Consider the following 21857-nt stretch of genomic DNA (forward strand, 5'->3'; position numbering starts at 1 on the left):
CCCCCTGCGGGCGTTCTGGCTTTCAGTTCCGGAAACGGAGGGAAAGCCATGGCAAAGCAGTCGAAGGCCCAGCAGGAGACCGTCGAGCGCGTGATGCACGAATTCAAGCATCACGAACTGAAGGCCAACGGCGGGCGCACGGTGCGAAACCCGAAGCAGGCCATCGCCATTGCCCTGCGCGAGGCCGGCGCCTCGCGTGACGAAAGCCCGAAGAAGAACGCGGAGAACCTGAAGCGCACCAAGGGGCGTGAGCGCATCGCCGATGCCGGGGCAAAGGCCACCCGCGCCGACCTCTACGCCGAGGCCAAGCGCCGCAACATCGCCGGCCGCTCGAAGATGAGCCGCGAGGAACTCGCCAGGGCGCTCGACGCCTGAACGACGGGCGGCCCCTCCCGCAGGGGAGGGGCCGCGGCCGTCAGCGCAGTTCCTCGGACGTCTCGATGATGTGCGAGACGATGCCGTAGGCGCGGGCCTCGTCGGCCATCATCCAATAGTTCCGGTCGGTGTCCTTCGCCACCTTCTCCTCCGGCTGGCCGGTCTCACGCGCGATGATCTTGTTCAGCCGCTCGCGCATGCGGATGATCTCCTTCGCCTCGATGGCGATGTCGGTCGCGCGACCGCCTGTGCCGCCCAGCGGCTGGTGGATCAGGAAGCGGGTGTTGGGCAGGCAGAAGCGGTTCTCCTTCTTCGCCGCCAGGAAGATGTGGCAGCCCGCCGACGCGACCCAGCCCGTGCCGAGCATCTTCACCTCGGGCTTCACGAAGCGGATCATGTCGTGGATGGTGTCACCCGCCTCCACATGGCCGCCCGGCGAGTTGACGACGACGCGGATGGGGTCGTCACCCTCCTGCGACAGCGCCAGGAGCTGCGCGGTCACGCCCTGGGCGAGCTTCATGTCGATCTGGCCGAAGATCAGCACCGTGCGGGCCTTGAACAGGTTCTGTTGCACGGCGGCGAACGGCGGCGGAGCGGCTTCCTTCTTCTCTTCCTCCGGATCGCGCTCGTCGTCAAACCGGATGTATCCGTCCTTCGCCATGGTATAGGGTCTCCCTGGGTCACTCGAACCGCGCGATGTGCGTTCCACCTCGTCACATAGCCCGGATCGTGCCCCGGTTCAACGGGCCAAGGATCGCACCGGTCGGTGTGGACGGTGATGGAAAGGGATCGATCGTGGCCGCCATCGGCGTTTCGGTGATCATACCGGCCTACCGCGCTCATGACACCATCGCCCGCGCGGTGCGCAGCCTGCTGGACCAGGACTGGCCGGACTGGGAAGCGCTGGTCGTGTCCGACGACGGCACCGATTACCGCCCCACGCTGTCGGCGGCCGGCATCGACGATCCCCGGGTGCGGTTCGTTCCGTCCGGCGGTGTCGGCACCGGGGCGCCGGCGGCACGCAACGCCGGGCTCAGGGCCGCCCGGTTCGACGTGGTGGCGCCGCTCGACGCCGACGACCGCTTCCTTCCCGGCCGCCTGTCGACCATGGTGCCGCTGGCGCACCGCGACGGAGCCGCGGCCGACAATGTGGCGGTGGTCCGCGACGAGGACGGGGCACCACTTTCCACCCTCTTTCCGGTGACCGGTGGCCAGGCCGTGCTGGACGCCGCCCGCTTTCTCGCCACCTCCGTGCCGATGTTCCCTGTGGTGCGCCGCGAATTGATCGACGGTTGGCCGGAGGACGTGAATTTCTGCGATGACGTGGTGTTCAACGTCTGCGCCTTCGACCGTGTCGGGTCGATGCCGCTGATAACGGAACCGCTCTACGAGTACCGGCAGCGGCAGGGATCCATCACCTTTGCCGCCGACGCGGGCGCGCGGGCGGAGCGTTGCTACGCCCATGTGCTGGAGCGGCTGACCGCCGGCGCCTACCCGATCCGCGACCCGGAACTCCGCAGCGCCTTCGCGGCCGCCATCGGGCGCAAGCGCGACCTGAACGCCGCCTACGAGCGGGCCTTCCGCGATGGCCTCTGCGCCAACTTTCAGGAGTTCCTGGCCGTGGCAGGCGCGAACTCCTCGCCCACCCCGCGGGTCAGCGACACCAGCCCCTCCGCCCCGCGGTAGAGGTGCAGCGCCAGCGCCGGCGGCTCCGCCGTCCAGGCGAAGGGCATGTCGGTGCCCATGCGCAACGCGATCTGCCGGGCCGCCGACGGCGCCACGAAGGCCAGCGTGCCGGCCCAGCGGATCGACACCGGGCGGTGCAGATGGCCGCACACCAGCGCCAGCACGTTGGGGTAGGCCTCGATGATCGCCGCCAGCCGGTCGCCGTTGGCGCAGCGGTAGCGGTCCAGCCCCGGCATGCCGCTGACGAAAGGCGGGTGGTGCATGGCGACCATGGTCGGATGGTCGGGGGCTTCCGCCAGCCGTCGGCGCAGCCACTCCAGCCGCGCGTCGTCCAGCTCCCCATCGGTGTGGCCGGGGATCACCGAGTCGAGCATGATGATCCGCAGCGGCAGATCCTCGACCACCTGCTGGATGAACGGTCCGCCATCGGCCGGGACCCAGCCGCGCGGCGCGAAGGCGGCACGCAGGTTGTCGCGGTTGTCGTGGTTGCCGGGAAGGATGCGGACCGGCATCTCGATGCGGTCGAGCAACTCCGCCACGACCTCGTACTCTTCCATCCGGCCGGCATCCACCAGATCGCCGGTGACCAGCACCAGATCCGGACGCGGTTCCAGCGCGTTGAGCTGAGCGATCACGGCGGCCACCGGCTCCGCTGTGTCGATGCCGCCGCAGGCACGCCCGCCGGGGGCGGTGATGTGCAGGTCGGTGATCTGGGCGATCAGCATCGTCGGCATCCATCGCGGTGTCGGGGAGCGGGGCGGCGGACCTGAGTTGTACGTGCCCGCAACCGGCGCGGCAACAGCCGCGCTTTGCCGCCCACAAACCATGACACTCGTGTTACGCTTCGCCCCCGTCGGGCCCATCAGGCTGCCCTCTCGCCCTCATCCGACGATGCCGACGATGCGCCTTCCCGCAAACGGAAAATTCTGGCTCAAGAGCGCCCGCATCCGGTTCGATCCACCCGAGGCGGACAGGCCCGCCTTCTCCCGGGGCGTCGGTGGCGATGGAACCGTGCTCGCCGACCTGCGCATCGAGGAGGGGCGCATCCGCGCGATCCTGCCGGCGGGAACCGCACCCTGCTGTTCACCGGGCATCGATCTCGACGGTGGCCGGGCGGAAGGCGCCGGCGGCGATGTCCCGCTCGCCGCCGGCAATCCCGCCGATCTGGAACTGTCCTGCCCTGGTGGCGCACGGGTCCGCATGAGATGCGGTATCCCCGTTCATTCCGGCAACCTTTGATCGGGTCCTGGCCGCGGTGGAATCGAGCCGGTTCCACGGCATCCGTAAGGTAGCGCAAGACCGCCGGGTGGATGACGCCCTCTATGCCTTACGTCAGGTAAGCTCTTGCCGCTCGACAAGCGGACGTCACTGAACGATATAGTTTTCCCCAGCGGCATTCCGCCCCGGCCGCACCCGGGAACCAGCGTGCCCACCGTGCGGGGCGGGCGGAGCGAGCTGCCGATGCGTCCGATGTTCCGCGCCACCGTTCTTGCCGCGCTGTTGGCGCTGGGCGCCGGGGGCTACTGGTATTTCGTGCAGGAGAACGGGTCCGTCGGTGAGTTGGCCGACCGCGCCCGGACGCTCATGGCGGCATGGACCGGCGGAGGGGCCAAACCGGCTGCCCCGGCTGCGGCGCCCGCCCAGGGAGGCAACAGTCCGGTACCGATCGAGGCGGCCACCGTACGTGTCGGCAGCATCGCACGTACGGTCACCGCGGTGGGGTCGACGGTCTCGAACGAGTCCGTCGTGATCCGGCCGGAGGTGGCGGGCCGGATCACCGAGATCGCCTTCATCGAAGGGCAGGCGGTCACCCGCGGGACGGTTCTTTTCCGCATGGACGACTCGGTGGCCCGCGCCACGCTCGCGCAGGCGCAGGCGAGCCTCGCCTTCTCGCGCAGCGATCTGCAGCGCGCCGAGGAGCTGTTCCGCCAGGGAAGCGGCGCCGGCCGCGCGCGTGAGCAGGCGCAAGCGAAACTGCTTGCCGACGACGCCGCGACCCAGCTCGCCAAGGCGCAGCTCGACAAGCTCACCCTGATCGCGCCGTTCGACGGAGTCGTGGGTCTGCGCAAGGTGTCGGTGGGCGACGTTGTGCAGCCGGGCAAGGACTTCGTCAACCTCGAGCAGATCGACACGCTCAAGCTCGATTTCCGGGTGCCGGAGCTGTACCTGCCGGCGGTGCGCATCGGGCAGTCCCTGTCGGTCGCCGTGGACGCCTTCCCCGGCCGCCGCTTCCAGGGCGAAGTGTACGCCATCGACCCGCTGATCGATGTGAACGGCCGCGCCGTCGTCATCCGCGCCCGCGTTCCGAACACCGATCGGACGTTGCGGCCGGGTCTGTTCGCGCGGGTGGAGCTGACACTGACCGTCACCCCCAACGCGATTCTGGTGCCGGAGCAGGCGATCACCTCGGTCGGTCAGGACCTGTTCGTGTTCAAGGTCGTGGACGGCCGCGCCAAGCAGACCAAGGTGCGCATCGGCAACCGCCGCAACGCGGAGGTGGAGGTGGCCGAAGGTCTCCAGCCCGACGACGTCATCGTCGTGTCCGGGCAGATCCGCGTACGCGACGGCGTGCCCGTCCGCGTGACCAACGCCAAACCCGCGGGGACCTGACGCCATGACGCTGTCGGAACTGTCGGTACGCCGGCCGGTGCTGGCGACGGTGATGAGCCTCGCCGTGATGCTGATCGGGCTGGTGTCCTACCAGCGCCTGTCGGTGCGCGAGTACCCGAAGATCGACGAGCCGGTGGTCACCGTGACCACCGAGTACAAGGGCGCCTCCGCCGAGGTCATCGAGAGCCAGGTGACCCAGCCGCTCGAGGACACGCTGTCCGGCATCGAGGGCATCGACGTCCTGTCCTCGATCAGCCGGTCGGAACGCAGCCAGATCACCATCACCTTCCGCCTGACCCGCGACGTCGACGAGGCGGCGAACGACGTGCGCGACCGCGTCGCCCGCGCCCGCGCCAAACTGCCCGACGACATCGACGAGCCGGTGATCGCCAAGGTGGAGGCGGACGCCCAGGCGATCATGCACGTGACCTTCTCCTCCGACCGCTTCACGGCGCTGGAGGTCACCGACTACGCCGACCGCTACGTCAAGGACCGCCTGCAGAACCTGCCCGGCGTGGCGGAGGTGCGCATCTTCGGCGAGCGGCGCTACGCCATGCGGCTGTGGATCGACACCCAGCGCCTCGCCGCCTACCGCATCACCGTGCAGGATGTGGAGCTGGCGCTGCGCCGGCAGAACGTGGAGATTCCGGCCGGCCGCGTGGAAAGCAGCATGCGCGAGTTCACGGTCGTGTCGGAGACCGATCTGCGCACGCCGGCGGAGTTCGAGAACATCATCCTGCGCGACGAGGGCGGCTACCTCGTCCGGCTTCGCGACGTCGGTCGTGCCGAACTCGCCGCCCGCGACGAGCGCGTCGCCGCCCGCTTCAACGGCCGCGCCGCCGTGTCGCTCGGCATCATCAAGCAGTCCACCGCAAATCCGCTGGACGTGTCCAAGGCCGTCTACGAGGTGCTGCCGAAGATCCGTGATGCGGTTCCGGACGGGATGGTCGTGGATATCGGCTACGACAGCTCCGTCTTCATCGCCAAGTCCATCGACGCGGTGTTCCACACCATCGTCGAGGCGATCGTGCTGGTGGTGCTGGTCATCTTCTTCTTCCTGCGATCGCTCCGGGCGACGCTGGTGCCGCTGGTCACCATTCCGGTGTCGCTGATCGGCACCTTCACGCTGATGTACATCTTCGGCTTCTCCATCAACACGCTGACGCTTCTGGCCATGGTGCTGGCCATCGGCCTGGTGGTGGACGACGCCATCGTCATGCTGGAGAACATCCACCGCCACATCGAGGAGGGGATGAGCCCCTTCCGCGCCGCGCTCACAGGCTCGCGGGAGATCGGCTTCGCGGTCATCGCGATGACCATCACGCTGGCAGCGGTCTACGCCCCCATCGGCTTCATGACCGGCCGCACCGGCCGCCTGTTCACGGAATTCGCGCTGGCTCTCGCCGGTGCCGTCATCGTGTCCGGCTTCGTGGCGCTGACGCTGTCGCCGATGATGTGCTCGAAGCTGCTGAAGCACGAGGAGAAGCACGGCTTCATCTTCCGGCTGATCGAAGGCTTCCTGAACGGCATGACCAACGGCTACCGCCGGGCGCTGCGCGGTTCGCTGCGGGTCCGCCCGCTGGTGATCCTGGTCGGCATCGGCGTCGCGGCGAGCAGCTACGTGCTGCTCAAGGGCATCAAGTCCGAGCTTGCCCCGGTGGAGGACCGCGGCACGATCGTCAGCATCGCCATCGCGCCGGAGGGCTCGACCCTCGACTTCACCAGCCGCTACACGCAGATGATGGAGCGGGAGTTCGCGCAGGTTCCGGTCATCGAGAAGTTCTTCATGATCGGCGGCTTTCCCGTGGTCAACCAGGCACTCAGCTTCACGCGCCTGCGGGATTGGGAAGAACGCGACATCAAGCAGCAGCAGGTGGTGGCGCAGCTGGCCCCGAAGCTGGCCGCGATTCCCGGCGTGCTCGCCTTTCCCCAGAATCCGCCGTCGCTGGGCCAAAGGGCCACCGACAAGCCGGTCAACTTCGTCATCCAGACGTCGCTGCCCTACGCGGAACTCCAGAAGCTGGTCAACGCCATGATGGCGGAGGGGCGCAAGAACCCGGGCCTCGTCAACCTCGACACCGACCTGAAGCTGAACAAGCCGGAGCTGCGCATCTCCGTGGACCGCGACAAGGCGGCCGATCTCGGGGTGGACATCGACACGGTCGGGCGCTCGCTGGAAACGTTGCTGGGCGGCCGTCAGGTCACCCGCTTCAAGCGCGAGGGCAAGCAGTACGACGTGGTGGTGCAGGTGGCCAACCTCGACCGCCGCAACCCCGACGACATCGCCCAGATCTACGTCCGTGGCAGCTCCGGCCAGATGGTGTCGCTGGCCAACCTCGTGCGGATCGAGGAGCGGGTGTCGCCGCGCGAGCTGAACCACTTCAACAAGCTGCGTTCCGCCACCATCACCGCCACGCTGGCCCCCGGTTATGCCCTGGGCGAGGCGCTCCAGTTCCTGGAAGCGGCGGCCGAGCGGGTTCTGCCGAACAGTGCCCAGACCGATTACGCCGGGCAGAGCCGCGAATACCGCGATTCCTCGGCCGGGCTGTATGTCACCTTCATCCTGGCCCTGCTGTTCATCTATCTGGTTCTGGCCGCCCAGTTCGAGAGCTTCATCGACCCCTTCGTCATCATGCTGACGGTGCCTCTGTCCATGACGGGTGCACTGCTCGCCTTGCAATGGACCGGGGCGACAATGAACGTCTACAGCCAGATCGGCCTTGTCACGCTGGTGGGCCTGATCACCAAGCACGGCATCCTGATCGTGGAGTTCTCCAACCAGCTCCAGCGCAGCGGCGTGGAAATCCGCCGTGCGGTGGAGGAGGCGGCGGTGCTGCGGCTGCGCCCGATCCTGATGACGACCGGCGCCATGGTGCTGGGTGCCGTGCCGCTCGCCATGGCCAAAGGCGCCGGTGCCGAGAGCCGGCAGGCGATCGGCGCGGTGATCGTCGGCGGCATGACGCTGGGAACGCTGCTGACCCTGTTCGTCGTGCCCACCGTCTACAGCTATCTCGCCAAGAAGAAGCCCTTCGAGGAGGAAGCCGCGGTGCCGGCCGGCGTGGCGCACCATCCGGCCGAGTGACCGCCTCCGTCAGGCTCCGGCCGGCATGTCGTCGGTCGGAGCGTGGACGTAGGGGCGGTACTGGGCATCGACCGTCTGGATGTGCTCGATGAACCAGTCCTTCAGCAGGAGGACAAGGTCGATCCGCAGCATGACTGTGTGGCTGGAATTGAAGGATTCCTTCAGCTTGGCGATCTCGTCGGTGAAGTAGCGGTGTGCCGCAAGATGCGACTCCAGATCGGGGAAGCCGCCACGCTCCATCGCCTCCTCCTCGCGGGCGAAGTGACCGGCGGTGTAGTCGGTCAGCTCGTCAAGCAGCGCGCGGAGGTCGTCGCGGTCGCGGTCCGCAATCCCCTTCTGCAACAGGCCGTTGAACATGCCGATCAGCTGCTTGTGATCGCTGTCGAGGACGTCCATGCCGACGCTCATGGAGGAATCCCAGGCGACATAATTCATGGCGATCCGTCCTTTCCCGCGCATCGCGCCGGTGGAATCCAACGGTCGGGTTTTCTTCGCATCCATTGAAATACGACCGTTGCCGGCCTTCAAGCGGCAAAAGCCCGCAGGGGGTGCGGTCATCGGACACACCGCTCTTTCGGGGTGCCGGGCGGCCGGATAAGATGGCGCGGCTGCGGTTTGGGCGGCTCTGATGGGGATGGGGGGTGCATGGCACTGGCCGACGACATCGCCGAGAAGAAGCGCGCGCTCGACGCGGCGCGTCCGTTGCCGCTCAACATTGTCGGCCGGCTTGCCGACTGGTTCGAGCTGGAGACGACGGTCGCCTGCGCGGTGGTGGAAGGGGACCGTCTGTCCCGCCGGGAGGTGATGCTCCTGTTCGCCAAGGGCGAACCGGTGCTGCGCAACCGGCCGATCGACGACCAGCGGATGATCCTCAACCACCGCCGGGCGCTGGAACTGATGGCGCGCCTGTCGTTCCAGCCCGGCGGCGCGGTCACGGAGCGCACGATCCAGGCCTTCCACAGCCTGCTGTTCACCGGCATCGGCCGCATGGCCGGCCGCTATCGCGATGGCCCACTGAAGGACGTCAGCGCCGGCGCCTCTCCGGATCCGGCCAAGGTGCGCGTCTCCATGTCGGCGCTCAGCGGCTGGCTCCGGCGGGCGGAGCCCAGCCCTGATACCGCGTTCGAGGCGCACCATCGGATGATGGCCGTGCGCCCCTTCGATGACGGCAACGCCACGGTCGCACTGCTTCTCGGCAATCTCATCCTCAACCGCGCGGGCTATCCGCCGGTGGTGGTGCGGGAGACCGACCGGGACGCCTATTTCGACACCATGCAACGGGCCTGGTCGGTCGGCGACAAGACGCCCTTCCGCGACGTGATGATGGGGCTGCTGAACCAGAGCCTGGATGTCTGCCTCGTCGGGGCCGCGGGCTCCCTGGCCGGACGGGAGGAGGAGCCGGAGCCGGTCAGCCGTCCGTGACGGTGACCGTCACCCGCGACGGGCGGTCCCGGCCGCTGTGGATCAGCATGGTGATGGGCTGCGCATCGACCTGACGGGTCTCGCCCGGCTCCGCACCGGTTCCGGGGTTGACCGGGCAGGCGGGATAGCAGGCCCCGGCCAGGCTCAGCCGCAGCGCGCTGCCGGCCGGCAGGGTGGCGCAGGTGGCGCGCATGGGGATCGTCAGCGGCCGGGTCGATGTGCCCGGCTCCACCCGCGCGTGGCCACGGGTCAGGTGCAGGGAGCGACCGTCCGGCATCACCGCGGAAAGCACGGCGCTGACGTCGAATGACGGCGCGTCGGCCTCGACCCACAGCTCCAGCGCAACCCCGCCGCACAACGTCACGGGGTGGACTACTGCATCCATGGTGTAGCAGGCGACGTCCGGCCGGCGGTCCAGTGCGGCACGATCCGCCAGCCCGTCCGCGGGGCTGCCATGGCCGCCCAGGGCCGGTACCGGTGACCAGGGATCATGAACCACCACATCCAGGCCCGGCGCGTCCGGTGCGTTCCCGAGCCGCCCGCTGCCCGGCCAGCGATCGGCCAGCCCGCCCGTTCCCAGATGCAGCACAACAGGCCGGCCCGCGGACCAGGGATCCGCGCTGGACCAGCGGCGGGCCAGCAGATCGTAGAGCTGCACCGGCCTGTGGTCGGGCAAGGGCAGGGCGCGCAACACGCGGCCGAACCACGCGGCGTGCAGCCGGTCCACATCGACCGCCGCGCCACCGCCGGCCCATCCGTCCTCTCCCCAGGGACCGACCAGCAGCCCGCAGGGGATGCGCGGCGACCATGCGGCGTGGGCGTCCAATGTGCCGGCCAGCCGGTGGTCGAACCACCCGCCGATCTGGAGGATCGCCACGTCCGGCGGCGAGTCGGCCAGTGCGGCACGAGGCGACAGCCCGTCCCAGTATCCGCCGGGGACCGGCGTGGTCAGCCAGTCGTCGTAATGGGTGTAGCGGCCATAGTCGCGCAGGATCTTCGGGCGTGACGGGATCTCGTCGTCGGTCGGCAGCCGTGCCGCCGCTTCCGCCAGCGCGCGGTAGGCGGTTCCATCGTCCACGCGCCGTGCCGACTCGGCGGCGTGGCGCAGGGCCATGCGCATGACAGCCGCGACGCGGAAGGCGCCGCCTTCATACGCCCAATCCTCATAGACGTCCCACCCCGCCAGCGCCGGAGCCACCGCCTTCAGCGCCGGCGGCGCCGCGGCGAGCGCCAGGAGCTGCGCCATGCCGGCGTAGCCACAGCCCATCATGCCCACCGCGCCGGACGAGCCGGGAAGGGACGCGGCCCAGGCCACGGCGTCGGCCCCGTCATCCCTTTCCGACTCGAAGGGGCGGAAGCGGCCTTCGGATGTGCCGGTACCGCGCACGTCCTGCACCACGACCACGAATCCGTGGGCGGCGTACCAGCGGGGGTGCGCGTAATGGGTGGACAGGGCGGCCCGCCGCCCGTGCGGCACCCGCATCAGCAGCACCGGCCAGCTTCCGGGCCCGTCCGGCCGATGCATGTCGGCGTCCAGCCGCAAGCCGTCGCGGGTGCGCATGGACACCGTCTCCGGCGGGCGGACTGGCAGCGGTGTCGGCAGGGGGGACGCCGAATCCAGGAGATCGATCATCGCATGTTCGGAGCAACGGGCATGCCCGACGATCTGGCAAGGCTCATGCCAGAGGCGAACATGCCGGAAAGCCGGCTCCGCGGTGTCTTCGGTGCACAAATATTAGGCGGACGCCTGCGGCGTGGGCGGCGGGCGTCCGCGCCATCATACTCTCGCGGTCAGAAGCCGACCGTTACTCGTCATAGGCCATCAGCGACGTGGCCGGCACGCCGATCCGGTCGCGTCCCTGCAGGAAGTTCAGTTCGATCAGGAAGGCGGCGGCGCGCACGTCGGCTCCCACCTGCTGCAACAGGCGGATCGCCGCCGCCATGGTGCCGCCGGTGGCGAGCAGGTCGTCCAGCACCACCACCCGCTGGCCCGGCTTCACGGCGTCGGACTGGATCTCGATGGTGTCGGTACCGTATTCCAGATCATAGCTGTGCGCGACCTTGTCGCCCGGCAGCTTGCCGTGCTTGCGCACCATGACGAAGCCCGTTCCCAAGGTCAGCGCCAGCGGTGCCGCGACCAGGAAACCCCGCGACTCGATGCCGACCAGCAGGTCGGGCTTGTGGGGCCGGATGGCGTCGGCGAGCCGCTCGATGGCCACCTGCCACGCCTCCGCATGGGCCAGCAGCGGCGAAATGTCGTAGAAGAGAATGCCCGGTTTCGGAAAATCCGGAATGCCCCGGATATGGTCCTTCAGGTTCATGGCGTGCTGGTCCTATGGGAACGGTCGCAGGATACGGGATCGATTCCCCGTAGATCGTCATCCGTTTACCGCAAATCGGGCCTAATGTGGATGCGATGCGTTGACCCTGCGGCAGGGTTGAACGAGGTTTGCTCGGATGGGACGCGTGGTGCTGGGAGAGGCAGGGCGGATGGAGCCCCAGGAGGCGTGGGTCGAAACCGATTCCGACGGGGCGGGAGCGCTGGCCGTCGTTGCCGGCGGGCGGTGGGACCTGCGCGGCGCCCCCCGCCTGTGCGACCGGCTGGAAGCGCTGCGGCCGGATGGTGCGGCGGCGGCGATCCGCATCGACCTGTCGAAGGTCGACGCGCTCGACACCGTCGGCGCCTATCTGCTTGCCCGGCTGGCCGACCGGCTGAAGGCCGAAGGACACGCCGTGGACGTCACGGGCGTCCGCCCCGCCCATGCCGCCCTGTTCGACGCGGTGCGTGGCACCGGTTGCGCGGTGCCGGTGGAACCGGAGCGCCAGCACCTCATCACCGCCATGGTCGAGCGCACGGGGCGCGCCACCGTCGCCATGGGACATGGGGCGCTGGAGCTGGTCAACTTCCTCGGCCTGATGACGGTGGCGGTGGCGAGGCTGGTGCTCCATCCCGGCCGGTTGCGGGCCAAGTCGGTCATGTTCCACATCGAGCAGACCGGCCTGAACGCTCTGCCCATCCTCGGGTTGCTGTCCTTCCTGATCGGCGTGGTGCTGGCTTTCCAGGGGGCCGACCAGCTTCGCCGTTTCGGGGCCGAGCTGTTCGTCGTCAACCTGCTGGGCGTCTCGATCCTGCGCGAGATCGGCATCCTGATCGCCGCCATCATCGTCGCCGGGCGCTCCGGCTCCGCCTTCACCGCCCAGATCGGCACCATGAAGGTGAACCAGGAGGTGGACGCGATCCGCACCCTGGGCCTGGATCCGGTGGAACTGCTGGTCCTGCCACGCGCCCTGGCGCTCATCATCAGCATGCCGCTGCTGGCCTTCTATTCCAACATCATGGGGTTGTTCGGCGGGGCGGTGATGAGCTGGGCCGTGCTCGACATCTCCTTCGGGCAGTTCATCCGGCAGCTTCACGGTGCCGTCACCATCAACCATTTCGTGGTGGGCATGGTGAAGGCGCCGGTATTCGCGCTCGTCATCGCCATGGTCGGCTGCTACGAGGGGCTGAAGGTGTCGGGAAGTGCTGAAAGCGTCGGCCGGCTGACCACCAAGGCGGTCGTGGAGTCCATCTTCCTGGTGATCGTGATGGACGCGCTCTTCTCGGTCGCCTTCTCCTTCTTCGGCTTGTGACGGGATCGGCCATGGCACCCGACGACCAGACCGCCCGGCATCCGGCACCCGATGCCCCTTCATCGTCGGAGGGGGACTTCGTCATCCGGGTCCGTGGCCTCGTCACCCGCTTCGGACCGCAGGTGCTGCACGACGGGCTCGACCTCGACGTGCGCCGTGGCGAGGTTCTCGGCATCGTCGGCGGGTCCGGCACCGGGAAGTCCGTGTTGCTGAAGGAGATCCTGGGGCTGATCCACCCCGCCGCCGGGCGGGTGGAGATGCTGGGCCACGACATGGAACGTCTTTCCGACTCCGAGCGCATTTCCGTCCAGGCGCGCACCGGCGTGCTGTTCCAGGACGGCGCGCTGTTCAGTTCCATGACCGTGGCGGAGAACGTCATGGTCCCGCTGAAGGAGCACACCGACCTGCCGCCGCAGCTGACGTCGGAGATCGCGCGGGTGAAGATCGGCATGGCCGGCCTGCCGCCCAACGCCGGCCGCAAATACCCGTCGGAATTGTCGGGCGGCATGCGCAAGCGGGCCGGCCTTGCCCGCGCGCTGGCGCTCGACCCCGACATCCTGTTCCTGGACGAGCCGACGGCGGGGCTGGACCCCATCGGTGCCGCGGCCTTCGACCAGCTCATCCGGAATCTGCAACGGAGCCTCGGTTTGACCGTGTGCATGGTGACCCACGACCTCGACAGCCTGACGTCGATCTGCGACCGCATCGCCGTGCTGATCGACAAGAAGATCCGCGTCGGCACGCTGGCGGAGCTGCTGGACGACCCACACCCCTGGATCCACGAGTATTTCCACGGGCCGCGCGGCCGCGCCGCACGCCGGGCCGAAAGCTGAGGCCACCATGGAAACCCGCGCCAGCTACATCCTCGTCGGCAGTTTCGTGCTCGCGTTGCTCGCCAGCCTCTTCGTCTTCACCATATGGATCGCCAAAATCCAGCTGGAGGAGAAGCGCGACGTCTATTACGTGCAGTTCTCCGGCTCGGTGACCGGGCTGCAGCAGGGCAGCCCGGTGCGCTACCGCGGCCTTCCCGTGGGCACCGTGACCGACGTGCGGCTCGACCCCGACAACGTCACGCGCGTCCGCACCACGATCCAGGTGCAGGAGGGCACGCCGATCAAGACGGACAGCATCGCCTCGCTGGAGGTGCAGGGACTTACCGGCGGCGCCTACGTTCAGATTTCCGGCGGCACCGCGATGAGCGAACGGCTGAAGGGATCCACCTCCGGCATTCCGGTGATCCCGTCGCGCCCGTCCACCCTGGCGGAGGTGGTGGACGCGGCCCCGCAGCTTCTGGCCCGTGTGGTGGAGGTGACGGAGAAGGTGGCCGGTCTGCTTGGGCCCGAGAACCAAGCGGCGATCACCGGCACGCTGGCCAACGTGAAGACCGTGTCCGACGAGCTGGCCCGCGCCTCGGTCGGTCTCGACGGCACCTTGCAGCAGGCGCGCGCCACCATGGCGGCGGTCGCGGGGCTGGCGACCTCGTTGGACGGCGCCACCGCCGACCTCGGCCCCACCATGGCGCAGGCGCGCCAGACCCTGGGGACGCTGGACGGCAGCGTGAAGACACTGAGCGACAGCCTGCGCCAGGCGACCGCCCAGCTCACCGGCTTCGTGACCGAGAACCGGGAACCCGTGCGCGACTTCACCGCCACCGGGCTGTATGAACTGACCTTGCTGATCACCCAGCTTCGCGATCTGTCCGGACAGCTCTCGCGGGTGATCACACGGATCGAGAATGATCCGTCGAGCTTCCTGTTCGGCGGTACGAACCAAGGTGTGCAGGTGCGTGGACGATGACGGTTCTGACGACTGACCCGCGGCGGCGGCTGGCGCGCCGCACGGCGCTCGGCGGTTTCCTGGCGCTCGGCGCTGCGAGCGCGGCCGGCGGCTGCACGGCGCTGACGCCCACCCCGCCGGCCCTCTTCACCCTGACCCCCAAAACGACCTTCGAGCCGGGGCTGCCCAAGGCGAACTGGCAGCTCCTGGTCGAGCTTCCCGTCGCGACGGCAGGCCTCGACACGCCGCGGGTGGCGGTGATCCGCAACCAGACCGCGCTCGATTACTTCGCCGAAGTGTCGTGGACCGACCGTTCCCCGGCGATGGTGCAGAGCCTGCTGATCCAATCCTTCGAGGACAGCCGGCGCATCGTGTCGGTGGGGCGGGAGAATGTCGGGCTGCGGTCGGATTTCGTGCTGAAGACCGACCTGCGCGACTTCCAGGCCGAGTATTCCGCGAGCAACGATCGGTATCCGGACCGGGTGCATGTGCGCATCGTGACGAAGCTGGTGGCCATGCCACGCCGCACCATCGAGGCGGGGGAGACCTTCGACGCGGTGGAGCCCATCGCCGGCCCCGGTTTCCCGGCCGTGGTCGCCGCCTTCGACGAGGCGCTGGGCAAGGTGATGAAGCGCGTCGTGGAATGGACGCTGCGCACCGGCAATGCCGTCAAGCGCGCCTCGTCGTGACGGGGGTGTTCGCCCTTCGATGAGGCGCCGGAGGGCTTGTCGGCATCCGCAAATCCTCATAACGTTTAGGGCATCTTGTCGCATGGGTTGGGATGACCGATGGGCGATCTGAGCGCGCTGCCCCGAGAGGAACTCCAGGCGCTGGCTGAGGCCGGGAGCGAGGTGCGCACCTGCCGGCGGGTGCTCGCCAAGACCGGCGACACGGTGGTGGGTGAGCTCCTGCGTGGCAACGGCACGCTCTATGAATGGCGCCATTACCCCCCGGGCGACGTCTACGACGCCGAGTACCACGCGCAGTACTACTACCACTGCCACCCGGAGGACGAGCGGCCCGCGGGTGACCACGGCCATTTCCACACCTTCCTCCGCCCGTTGGGCATGCCCTCCGGGATCGCCCCGGCGCCGCTGACCGACTATCAGCCGCCGCCCGGCGATAACGACGCGCTGTCGCACCTGATCGGCGTCGCCATGGACACGGCCGGCGCGCCGGTGCGCCTGTTCACCACCAACCGTTGGGTGACCGGCGAGACCTGGTACGTTGCGGCCGATGTGGTGCGCATGCTGGACGGTTTCGTCATCGATCACGCCCGGCCATCCTGGGCGACCAACCGCTGGATCACCGCGCTGGTCCGCCTGTTCCGTCCCCAGATCATCGAACTCCTTGAGGAGCGCGACCGCGTGATCGCGCGCCGGGCAGCTGAACGCCCGGACGGCAATGTCTACGAAGATCGCGATCTGGAGGTGACGTCGCAGCGGTCGATCAACGTGGACGACCAGATCGAGCAGGTGACGATGGCGCTTCGCGGCTCGCGCCGGCGCCCGTTTTTCGCGACCGGGCAGGCCCGGTTCGCCGGCGAATAGCCGCAGTCGGGTGGGCGTTAACTAAGGCGCAACCCTTGTGGATGATGCTTGGCTGAAGAGTTCGTTCCCCGGCGGCCAGCTCGGGACGTTGGGGGGGAAGGGTACGCGTCCATGTCGGAGCAACTGTCCAAGGATGACGTCACGCGTCTGTTGACGGATCCGTCTCCGGCGACGCGCGCGGAACTCGCCGCCAAGGTGGCGCGTCAGTTCGATGGCAGCGCGCTGACGGAGTCTGAACGGAAGCTCGCCGAGGAAATCATCCGCATGATGGCGCGCGACGCCGTCCTGCGTGTCCGACAATCGCTGGCGGAGAACCTGAAAGCCAATCCGGCCCTGCCGCGCGATGTGGCGTTGACCATGGCGCGCGACGTGGAGGCGGTGGCGATCCCCATCCTCAGCGTATCGCGCGTGCTGACCGACGCCGACCTCGTGGAGATCATCCGCTCCGGCACGGACGCCAAGCACACCGCCATCGCCCAGCGGCCGGAGGTGTCGTCCGGCGTTGCCGACGCGCTGATCGAAACCGGGTCGGAAGGCGCCGTGGCGGCCCTCGTCGCCAACGAGGGGGCGGAGCTGGGTGAGGGAACACTTGGGCGCGTCATCGACCGCTTCGGCCACAGCCCGGCGGTGCAGGAGCCGCTGGTGCACCGCTCCAAGCTGCCGATCACGGTGGCGGAACGGCTGGTCGCCGTGGTGTCGGAGAAGCTCCAGACCTATCTGGTCAGCCATCACGAGCTGCCGGCCCAGGTCGCGGCCGACGTCATCCTGCAGAGCCGCGAGCGGGCGACCGTCACGCTGCTGACCGGGCAGAACGACGAGGTGGCGCTGGAGCGTCTGGTGGCGCAGCTTGCGCGCAACGGGCGGCTCAACGCGTCGCTTCTGGTGCGCGCGCTTTGCACTGGCGACGTCGCCTTCTTCGAGGCGGCGATGGCCCATCTGGGGAATGTGCCGCTGACCAACGCGCGGCTGCTGATCCACGATGCCGGGCGGCTGGGGCTGAAAAGCATCTACGACCGCGCCAAACTGCCGAAGGAGCTGCTGCCGGCCTGCCGCATCGCCATCGACGTGCTCAAGGAGACCCCGTACGACGGGGAGGAGCGCGACCTGGAGCGGCATCGCCGCCGCGTGATCGAGCGCATCCTGACGCAGTACGAGGATCTGGCGACGGAGGACCTGGATTACCTGTTCGCCAAGCTCGGCGACCTGATGGCCCCGGCTGGTTCGGACTGACCCGACGCCGCCCGTCGATCACTCCCGCGGTTTCGGGTCCGCGCCCAGGTGACGCAACTCGCCCACCACGAGATCCACCATCTCCGGCACCTTCGCGGCCATCTCGGGCGTCATGTCCAGGCTGGTCCGCATGCCATAAGGCACGCAGCCGACGAGGGTGACCGTCTCCGGCGCCTCGTCCTGGAGGGCGAGGGTGGCGAGCAGGTCGGACAGGCCGACCTGATGCGGCGACAGCTTGCCGCGGAAGAAGGCCGGCACCTCCTCCCCGCGGAGCAGGACGATGGTTCCGGCCGGCGCGCCGGTCTTCACCGCGTCGGCGACCACCATGTGCGTGTAGCCGGCGATGGTGTCCAGCATGTCCATGCCGGCGGTGCCGCCGTCCACCACGGTCACGCCGTCCGGCATCTCCCACGCAGCCTCCAACGCCTCCACGACGCGGACGCCGATGCCCTCGTCCTGAAGCAGGATGTTGCCGAGACCGAGGACAAGAATGGACATGGGGAATACCTGTGTCGGGAGGAGAGGGTGGGGGCACCGGGGCTGTGCTGCGCAGGCTCCGGCGCCACCCACGTACGGGATCGTCAGCTCACCTTGACCTGATAGGTGTTCCGGCTCTCCGTGTCGGTCAGGTGCACCGCGCAGGCGAGGCACGGATCGAAGGAGTGCAGGGTGCGGATGATCTCCAGCGGCTGGTCGGCCACGGCCACGGGGTTGTCCAGCAGCGCCGCCTCGTAGGCGGAAATCTGGTCGTCCTCGTCGCGCGGGCCGGCGTTCCAGGTGGTGGGCACGACGGCCTGGTAGTTCTTGATCTTGCCGTTCTCGATCACCGCCCAGTGGGACAGCATGCCGCGCGGCGCCTCGTGGAAGCCGAAGCCGCGGATCTCGCCCTTCGGGAACACCGGCTTGTTCCAGGTCGTGGTGTCACCCTTGGCGATGTTCTCCATCAGCCGGGTCCACTGGTTGCCGATCTCCTCCCACAGCACCACGCAGCGGACCGCGCGGGCGGCGTGGCGGCCGATGGTGGAGTGCAGCGCGTCCACCCCCACCTTGGTCCCGGCGATGGCCGACACCTTGTCGAGCACCGCGTGAACCCAGAAGCGGGTGCGTTCATGGCCGGCTGCGTAGAGACCGAGCACATTCGCCAGCGGGCCGACCTGCGCGCGCTTGCCGTAGAAGGTCGGCGACTTGATCCAGGAGTATTTCCCCTCGTCCTGCCAGTCGGTGTAGTTGGGGATCGTCTCGCCGTCGTAGGGGTGCAGCGGGCCCTTGCCGCCCTGGTACCAGGAGTGCTTGACGCTCTCCTTCACGCCCTTCTCGAAGTAGGGGTCGTGGAAGTCCTTCACCGCGGTGAAGCCGTTGGTCAGGTCGCCGTTGTCCACATAGCCCGACGGCAGGGCGAACTGGGTGCCCTTGGTGTCGATGGGCATGTCGGGGATCGACAAGTAGTTGACCACACCGCGGCCATAGGCGGTCCAGTCCGCGTAGAGCGCGCCGATGGCGGCCACGTCCGGCAGATAGACGTTGTGGATGAAGCTGCCCACCTCGTCGATGAGCTGCTTCACATACATCAGCTTCTCCAGCGTCAGCGTGGACTGGCTGTCCATGTTGATCGGGTTGGAGACGCCGCCGACCGCCATGTTCTGGATGTGCGGTGTCTTGGAACCGAGGATCGCCACCACCTTGTTCATGCGCCGCTGGTAGTCGAGCGCCTGGAGATAGTGGGTGGCGGCCATCAGGTTGGCCTCCGGCGGCAGGATCATCGCCGGGTGGCCCCAGTAGCCCGACCCGAAGATGCCGAGCTGGCCGGTGGAGACGAATGCCGCCAGCCGCTTCTGAGCCTGCGCGAAGTCCTGCACCGAATTGTTGGTCCAGTCGGCCAGGCTGTTCGCCAGCTTCGCCGTGGCTGCCGGATCGGCCTTCAGGGCCGAGGTGATGTCCACGAAGTCCAGCGCCGACAGGTGATAGAAATGCACGATGTGGTCGTGCACGCCGTGCGCGCCCTGGATCAGGTTGCGGATGTACTGCGCGTTCAGCGGGATTTCCAGCTTCAGCGCGTTCTCCACCGCGCGCACCGAGGTGATGGCGTGCACGGTGGTGCAGACGCCGCAGATGCGCTGGGCGAACACCCAGGCGTCGCGCGGGTCCTTGCCCTGCAGGATCAGCTCGATCCCGCGCCACATCTGTCCCGACGCCCAGGCCTTGGTGACCTTGCCACCGTCCACCTCGCAGTCCACCCGCAGATGGCCCTCGATGCGGGTGACCGGATCGACGACGACTCGCTGAGCCATGTTGGTTTCCTCCTAAACTCAGCCGTGCTTGGGTTGGACGGCGTTGGTGGCGTGCATGACCGGCAGCGTCTTCACGAAGACGAGGTACAGAGCGACCTCCAACGCGAAGATGCCCACGGTGACCATGATTTCCTTGACCGACGGGAAGTAGTGCCAGGGCCCGACCGCCGGCGTGAAGCCGACGAGGTAGACGTTCAGCCGGTAGAGGATGCCGCCCGCCAGCAGCAGCGAGGAGGCGACGAACAGCGCCCGCGTCCGCCCCCGGTTGGCCTTGGGCAGCAGGATCAGCGAGCCGGCCGCGAGCAACAGCGTCTCGCTCCAGAACATGCCGGACAGCGGGCCGCCGAAGGCGGTGCCGAGCTGGCCGCGCACGAGCAGATCGACCAGCCGCAGGGTCAGGAAGCCCAGCCCCAGCACCGCCATGATGCCGGCCAGCTTGCGCAGCATCGGCGTCTCCTGCGGACGACGGAAGCTCAGGCTGGACAGCACCGCCTCCCACACCACGATGGCGAAACCCATCAGCACCGCGGTCGCCAGGAAGAACACCGGCAGCAGCTGCGTCTGCCACAGCGGCGACAGCTTGTGCCCGACGATCACCATCATGGTGCCGAGCGAGGACTGGTGCATGGTCGGCAGCAGCACGCCCAGCGCGATGAACACCCACAGCACCTTGTTGAGCGCGGCCTTCGCCTTCGCCATGCCGAAGCGTTCCAGGAAGGCGGGGGCGAATTCGATCACCAGCACGGTGGAGTAGGCGGCAACGCACAGGCCGACCTCGAACATCACCGAGTTGGGCTGCGCGTACCAGGGCGCCAGCAGGTGCCAGAAGTTCCAGTAGCGGCCCAGATCCACCAGCACCGCGATGCCGGCGAGGCCGTAGCCGAACAGGCTGGCCAGGACAGCCGGGCGCACCATCGGGTGGTACTGGCCGCGGTTGAGGATGTAGACGAGCAGCGCCATCACGTAGCCGGCGCAGCCGAAGGCGGTGCCGATCACGATGTCGACGGCGACCCAGATGCCCCACGGATATCCGTCGGACAGGTTGGTCACGGCACCCAGCCCATACTGGTAGCGTTCCACCAGGACGGAAGCGGCCACCGCGACCAGGGCGAGGCAGATCAGGAAGGGCAGGGTGAACAGCCGGCCACCCAGCGGCGTGTGAGCGTGAGCGGACATGACGTCACTCCTCCGGATGGTCCTTGGCGTTGCGGTGGGCGAGCCAGGCCAGCCCGGCGAAGACCGCCGCGGGTCCCACCATGCCGGCGTAGAGCGTGTGCTGGATGCCCTCTGACAGGGTCGGGTAGCCGTACTCCGGCACGTTGGTGGGCAGGTTCAGCTTGTCGAAGGGCACGGCCGACACCGCCAGGCACTGGGTCCCGCCCAGCTCCGTCTCGCCATAGATGTGCGGCTGGTAGACGGCGTGGACGGTGGCCTCGTGCCCCGGCCGCTGGCCGCCGACCGTGCCGCCGATGTCGCCGCGCGGGTGTTCGGTCCGCTCGCCGGCCTTCAGCGCGACGCGACGGTGCGCCTCCTTGCGGAGATCCTCGCTGCGGCCGAACAGGGTGGCGCCGGTGGGGCAGACGTCGGCGCAGGCCGGCAGCTTGGATTCCGCGAGCCGGTGGCTGCACAGCTCGCATTTGCCGATCTTGCCGAAGGGATCGTCGTAATCGTACTTCGGCACACCGAAGGGGCAGGACAGCACGCAGTAGCGGCAGCCAATGCAGGCGTCGGGGTTGTAGTTGACGATGCCCGTGGTCGCGTTCTTGGTCATCGCCGACACCGGGCACACCGACACGCAGGACGGATCGGCGCAATGCATGCACTGGCGCTTGATGAAGGCGAAGCCGTCCTTCTCGCGGTCCTTCTCCGACGCGGCACCATCGGTGAAGCACTTGATGATGTTGAAGGTCTTGGCCGACAGCTCGACCGGGCTGTCCCAGGTGCCCTCGTTCCAGGGCTGGGCGTCGGCGTTGATCTCCTTCGGCAGGCCGTTCGACTCCTTGCACGCGGTCATGCAGGCCTTGCAGCCGATGCACAGCGTGCTGTCGTAGAGCAGGCCGACGGCGTCGGGCGGCATCGGCTTGGGTGGGCGCTGAAGGGCGTTCGCCTCCGGTGCCGCGGTGACGGCGGTGCAGGCCGCGGCGGCGGCCGCGGCGCCACCCGTCGCGGCCTTGCGCAGGAAGTTGCGGCGGGACAGGGCCATGGACC

The 21857-nt window shown here is 68.3% G+C and carries 20 protein-coding genes and 1 pseudogene; 12 read left to right on the plus strand and 9 right to left on the minus strand.

Annotated features, from left to right (window positions below; all coding sequences use genetic code 11):
* The first annotated feature begins 48 nt into the window (after positions 1-48).
* A complete protein-coding gene (locus HL658_RS00400) occupies positions 49-375 on the plus strand; it encodes a DUF6496 domain-containing protein (protein ID WP_180279923.1) in 327 nt (108 codons plus the stop codon).
* A gap of 40 nt (positions 376-415) precedes the next feature.
* Here HL658_RS00400 and HL658_RS00405 read toward each other — a convergent pair whose 3' ends face one another.
* Positions 416-1036: an ATP-dependent Clp protease proteolytic subunit gene (locus HL658_RS00405; protein ID WP_180279924.1), complete on the minus strand. Its 621-nt coding sequence runs from the start codon at positions 1034-1036 to the stop codon at positions 416-418.
* A 134-nt stretch (positions 1037-1170) separates the two neighbouring features.
* Between HL658_RS00405 and HL658_RS00410 the strand changes: the two genes are divergently transcribed.
* Positions 1171-2061, plus strand: coding sequence for a glycosyltransferase family 2 protein (locus tag HL658_RS00410; RefSeq protein ID WP_343054968.1), 891 nt, complete (start codon positions 1171-1173; stop codon positions 2059-2061).
* Here the strand turns inward: HL658_RS00410 and HL658_RS00415 are convergent.
* Positions 1980-2786: a phosphodiesterase gene (locus HL658_RS00415; protein ID WP_180279926.1), complete on the minus strand. Its 807-nt coding sequence runs from the start codon at positions 2784-2786 to the stop codon at positions 1980-1982. The two genes, HL658_RS00410 and HL658_RS00415, sit on opposite strands and share 82 nt — an antisense overlap.
* On the opposite strand from HL658_RS00415, the gene HL658_RS00420 reads away from it, so the two are divergent.
* The 3 genes from HL658_RS00420 to HL658_RS00430 all read left to right on the plus strand — a co-directional run bounded on the left by HL658_RS00420 (position 2767) and on the right by HL658_RS00430 (position 7753).
* Positions 2767-3300: a hypothetical protein gene (locus HL658_RS00420; RefSeq protein ID WP_180279927.1), complete on the plus strand. Its 534-nt coding sequence runs from the start codon at positions 2767-2769 to the stop codon at positions 3298-3300. The genes HL658_RS00415 and HL658_RS00420 overlap by 20 nt on opposite strands.
* Before the next feature lie 222 nt (positions 3301-3522).
* Positions 3523-4671, plus strand: coding sequence for an efflux RND transporter periplasmic adaptor subunit (locus HL658_RS00425; protein WP_180280763.1), 1149 nt, complete (start codon positions 3523-3525; stop codon positions 4669-4671).
* A gap of 4 nt (positions 4672-4675) precedes the next feature.
* Positions 4676-7753 carry an efflux RND transporter permease subunit gene (locus tag HL658_RS00430; protein WP_180279928.1) on the plus strand — a complete coding sequence of 1026 codons (3078 nt, stop codon included), beginning with the start codon at positions 4676-4678 and terminating at the stop codon, positions 7751-7753.
* Between the two features lie 9 nt (positions 7754-7762).
* Here HL658_RS00430 and HL658_RS00435 read toward each other — a convergent pair whose 3' ends face one another.
* On the minus strand, positions 7763-8188 hold the full coding sequence (locus HL658_RS00435) for a bacteriohemerythrin (RefSeq protein ID WP_180279929.1): 426 nt from the start codon (positions 8186-8188) through the stop codon (positions 7763-7765).
* 210 nt (positions 8189-8398) lie between these two features.
* On the opposite strand from HL658_RS00435, the gene HL658_RS00440 reads away from it, so the two are divergent.
* Complete coding sequence (locus HL658_RS00440; RefSeq protein ID WP_180279930.1) at positions 8399-9175, plus strand: Fic family protein; 777 nt, start codon at positions 8399-8401, stop codon at positions 9173-9175.
* On the opposite strand, the gene HL658_RS00445 is transcribed toward HL658_RS00440, so the two are convergent.
* Both HL658_RS00445 and HL658_RS00450 read right to left on the minus strand, forming a co-directional pair.
* Entirely contained in the window at positions 9162-10808 is a 1647-nt protein-coding gene (locus HL658_RS00445) for a CocE/NonD family hydrolase (protein ID WP_180279931.1), read from the minus strand. The two genes, HL658_RS00440 and HL658_RS00445, sit on opposite strands and share 14 nt — an antisense overlap.
* A 172-nt stretch (positions 10809-10980) precedes the next feature.
* Entirely contained in the window at positions 10981-11496 is a 516-nt protein-coding gene (locus HL658_RS00450) for an adenine phosphoribosyltransferase (protein ID WP_180279932.1), read from the minus strand.
* 169 nt (positions 11497-11665) lie between these two features.
* Here HL658_RS00450 and HL658_RS00455 point away from each other — a divergent pair, with 169 nt between their 5' ends.
* The 6 genes and pseudogenes from HL658_RS00455 to spbR all read left to right on the plus strand — a co-directional run bounded on the left by HL658_RS00455 (position 11666) and on the right by spbR (position 17361).
* Positions 11666-12805, plus strand: coding sequence for an MlaE family lipid ABC transporter permease subunit (locus HL658_RS00455; RefSeq protein WP_246337215.1), 1140 nt, complete (start codon positions 11666-11668; stop codon positions 12803-12805).
* Between the two features lie 11 nt (positions 12806-12816).
* Positions 12817-13638 (plus strand): ABC transporter ATP-binding protein, encoded by an 822-nt coding sequence (locus tag HL658_RS00460; RefSeq protein WP_180279934.1) that lies wholly within the window; start codon positions 12817-12819, stop codon positions 13636-13638.
* Between the two features lie 7 nt (positions 13639-13645).
* Positions 13646-14602: an MlaD family protein gene (locus HL658_RS00465; RefSeq protein WP_180279935.1), complete on the plus strand. Its 957-nt coding sequence runs from the start codon at positions 13646-13648 to the stop codon at positions 14600-14602.
* Positions 14599-15207 (plus strand): annotated as a pseudogene (locus tag HL658_RS00470) (ABC-type transport auxiliary lipoprotein family protein); the annotation flags it as partial. The gene HL658_RS00465 and the pseudogene HL658_RS00470, both read left to right, overlap by 4 nt.
* Positions 15208-15369: 162 nt before the next feature.
* Positions 15370-16131 carry a DUF6969 family protein gene (locus HL658_RS00475; protein ID WP_180279937.1) on the plus strand — a complete coding sequence of 254 codons (762 nt, stop codon included), beginning with the start codon at positions 15370-15372 and terminating at the stop codon, positions 16129-16131.
* Between the two features lie 111 nt (positions 16132-16242).
* Positions 16243-17361, plus strand: a complete 1119-nt coding sequence (spbR, locus tag HL658_RS00480) for a SpbR family protein (RefSeq protein ID WP_180279938.1) — start codon at positions 16243-16245, stop codon at positions 17359-17361.
* An 18-nt stretch (positions 17362-17379) separates the two neighbouring features.
* Here the strand turns inward: spbR and HL658_RS00485 are convergent, their stop codons facing one another.
* From HL658_RS00485 to hybA, 4 genes are all read right to left on the minus strand, one after another.
* A complete protein-coding gene (locus HL658_RS00485; RefSeq protein ID WP_180279939.1) occupies positions 17380-17859 on the minus strand; it encodes a HyaD/HybD family hydrogenase maturation endopeptidase in 480 nt (159 codons plus the stop codon).
* An 83-nt stretch (positions 17860-17942) separates the two neighbouring features.
* Complete coding sequence (locus HL658_RS00490) at positions 17943-19649, minus strand: nickel-dependent hydrogenase large subunit (protein WP_180279940.1); 1707 nt, start codon at positions 19647-19649, stop codon at positions 17943-17945.
* Between the two features lie 18 nt (positions 19650-19667).
* A complete protein-coding gene (gene hybB / locus HL658_RS00495) occupies positions 19668-20825 on the minus strand; it encodes a Ni/Fe-hydrogenase cytochrome b subunit (protein ID WP_180279941.1) in 1158 nt (385 codons plus the stop codon).
* 4 nt (positions 20826-20829) lie between these two features.
* Complete coding sequence (hybA, locus tag HL658_RS00500; RefSeq protein ID WP_180279942.1) at positions 20830-21852, minus strand: hydrogenase 2 operon protein HybA; 1023 nt, start codon at positions 21850-21852, stop codon at positions 20830-20832.
* Positions 21853-21857: the final 5 nt, after the last annotated feature.

The organism is Azospirillum oleiclasticum (assembly GCF_013423485.1).
Classification (GTDB): domain Bacteria; phylum Pseudomonadota; class Alphaproteobacteria; order Azospirillales; family Azospirillaceae; genus Azospirillum; species Azospirillum oleiclasticum.

Bases quoted from the DNA above. Each gene is read 5' to 3' on its own strand.
- HL658_RS00445 (WP_180279931.1), bottom strand. From the start codon at position 10,808: ATGATCGATCTCCTGGATTCGGCGTCCCCCCTGCCGACACCGCTGCCA.
- HL658_RS00475 (WP_180279937.1), top strand. From the start codon at position 15,370: ATGGGCGATCTGAGCGCGCTGCCCCGAGAGGAACTCCAGGCGCTGGCT.
- HL658_RS00450 (WP_180279932.1), bottom strand. From the start codon at position 11,496: ATGAACCTGAAGGACCATATCCGGGGCATTCCGGATTTTCCGAAACCG.
- HL658_RS00400 (WP_180279923.1), top strand. From the start codon at position 49: ATGGCAAAGCAGTCGAAGGCCCAGCAGGAGACCGTCGAGCGCGTGATG.
- hybB (WP_180279941.1), bottom strand. From the start codon at position 20,825: ATGTCCGCTCACGCTCACACGCCGCTGGGTGGCCGGCTGTTCACCCTG.
- HL658_RS00435 (WP_180279929.1), bottom strand. From the start codon at position 8,188: ATGAATTATGTCGCCTGGGATTCCTCCATGAGCGTCGGCATGGACGTC.
- hybA (WP_180279942.1), bottom strand. From the start codon at position 21,852: ATGGCCCTGTCCCGCCGCAACTTCCTGCGCAAGGCCGCGACGGGTGGC.
- HL658_RS00405 (WP_180279924.1), bottom strand. From the start codon at position 1,036: ATGGCGAAGGACGGATACATCCGGTTTGACGACGAGCGCGATCCGGAG.
- HL658_RS00425 (WP_180280763.1), top strand. From the start codon at position 3,523: ATGCGTCCGATGTTCCGCGCCACCGTTCTTGCCGCGCTGTTGGCGCTG.
- HL658_RS00460 (WP_180279934.1), top strand. From the start codon at position 12,817: ATGGCACCCGACGACCAGACCGCCCGGCATCCGGCACCCGATGCCCCT.
- HL658_RS00455 (WP_246337215.1), top strand. From the start codon at position 11,666: ATGGAGCCCCAGGAGGCGTGGGTCGAAACCGATTCCGACGGGGCGGGA.
- HL658_RS00415 (WP_180279926.1), bottom strand. From the start codon at position 2,786: ATGCTGATCGCCCAGATCACCGACCTGCACATCACCGCCCCCGGCGGG.
- HL658_RS00440 (WP_180279930.1), top strand. From the start codon at position 8,399: ATGGCACTGGCCGACGACATCGCCGAGAAGAAGCGCGCGCTCGACGCG.
- HL658_RS00490 (WP_180279940.1), bottom strand. From the start codon at position 19,649: ATGGCTCAGCGAGTCGTCGTCGATCCGGTCACCCGCATCGAGGGCCAT.
- HL658_RS00430 (WP_180279928.1), top strand. From the start codon at position 4,676: ATGACGCTGTCGGAACTGTCGGTACGCCGGCCGGTGCTGGCGACGGTG.
- spbR (WP_180279938.1), top strand. From the start codon at position 16,243: ATGTCGGAGCAACTGTCCAAGGATGACGTCACGCGTCTGTTGACGGAT.
- HL658_RS00485 (WP_180279939.1), bottom strand. From the start codon at position 17,859: ATGTCCATTCTTGTCCTCGGTCTCGGCAACATCCTGCTTCAGGACGAG.
- HL658_RS00465 (WP_180279935.1), top strand. From the start codon at position 13,646: ATGGAAACCCGCGCCAGCTACATCCTCGTCGGCAGTTTCGTGCTCGCG.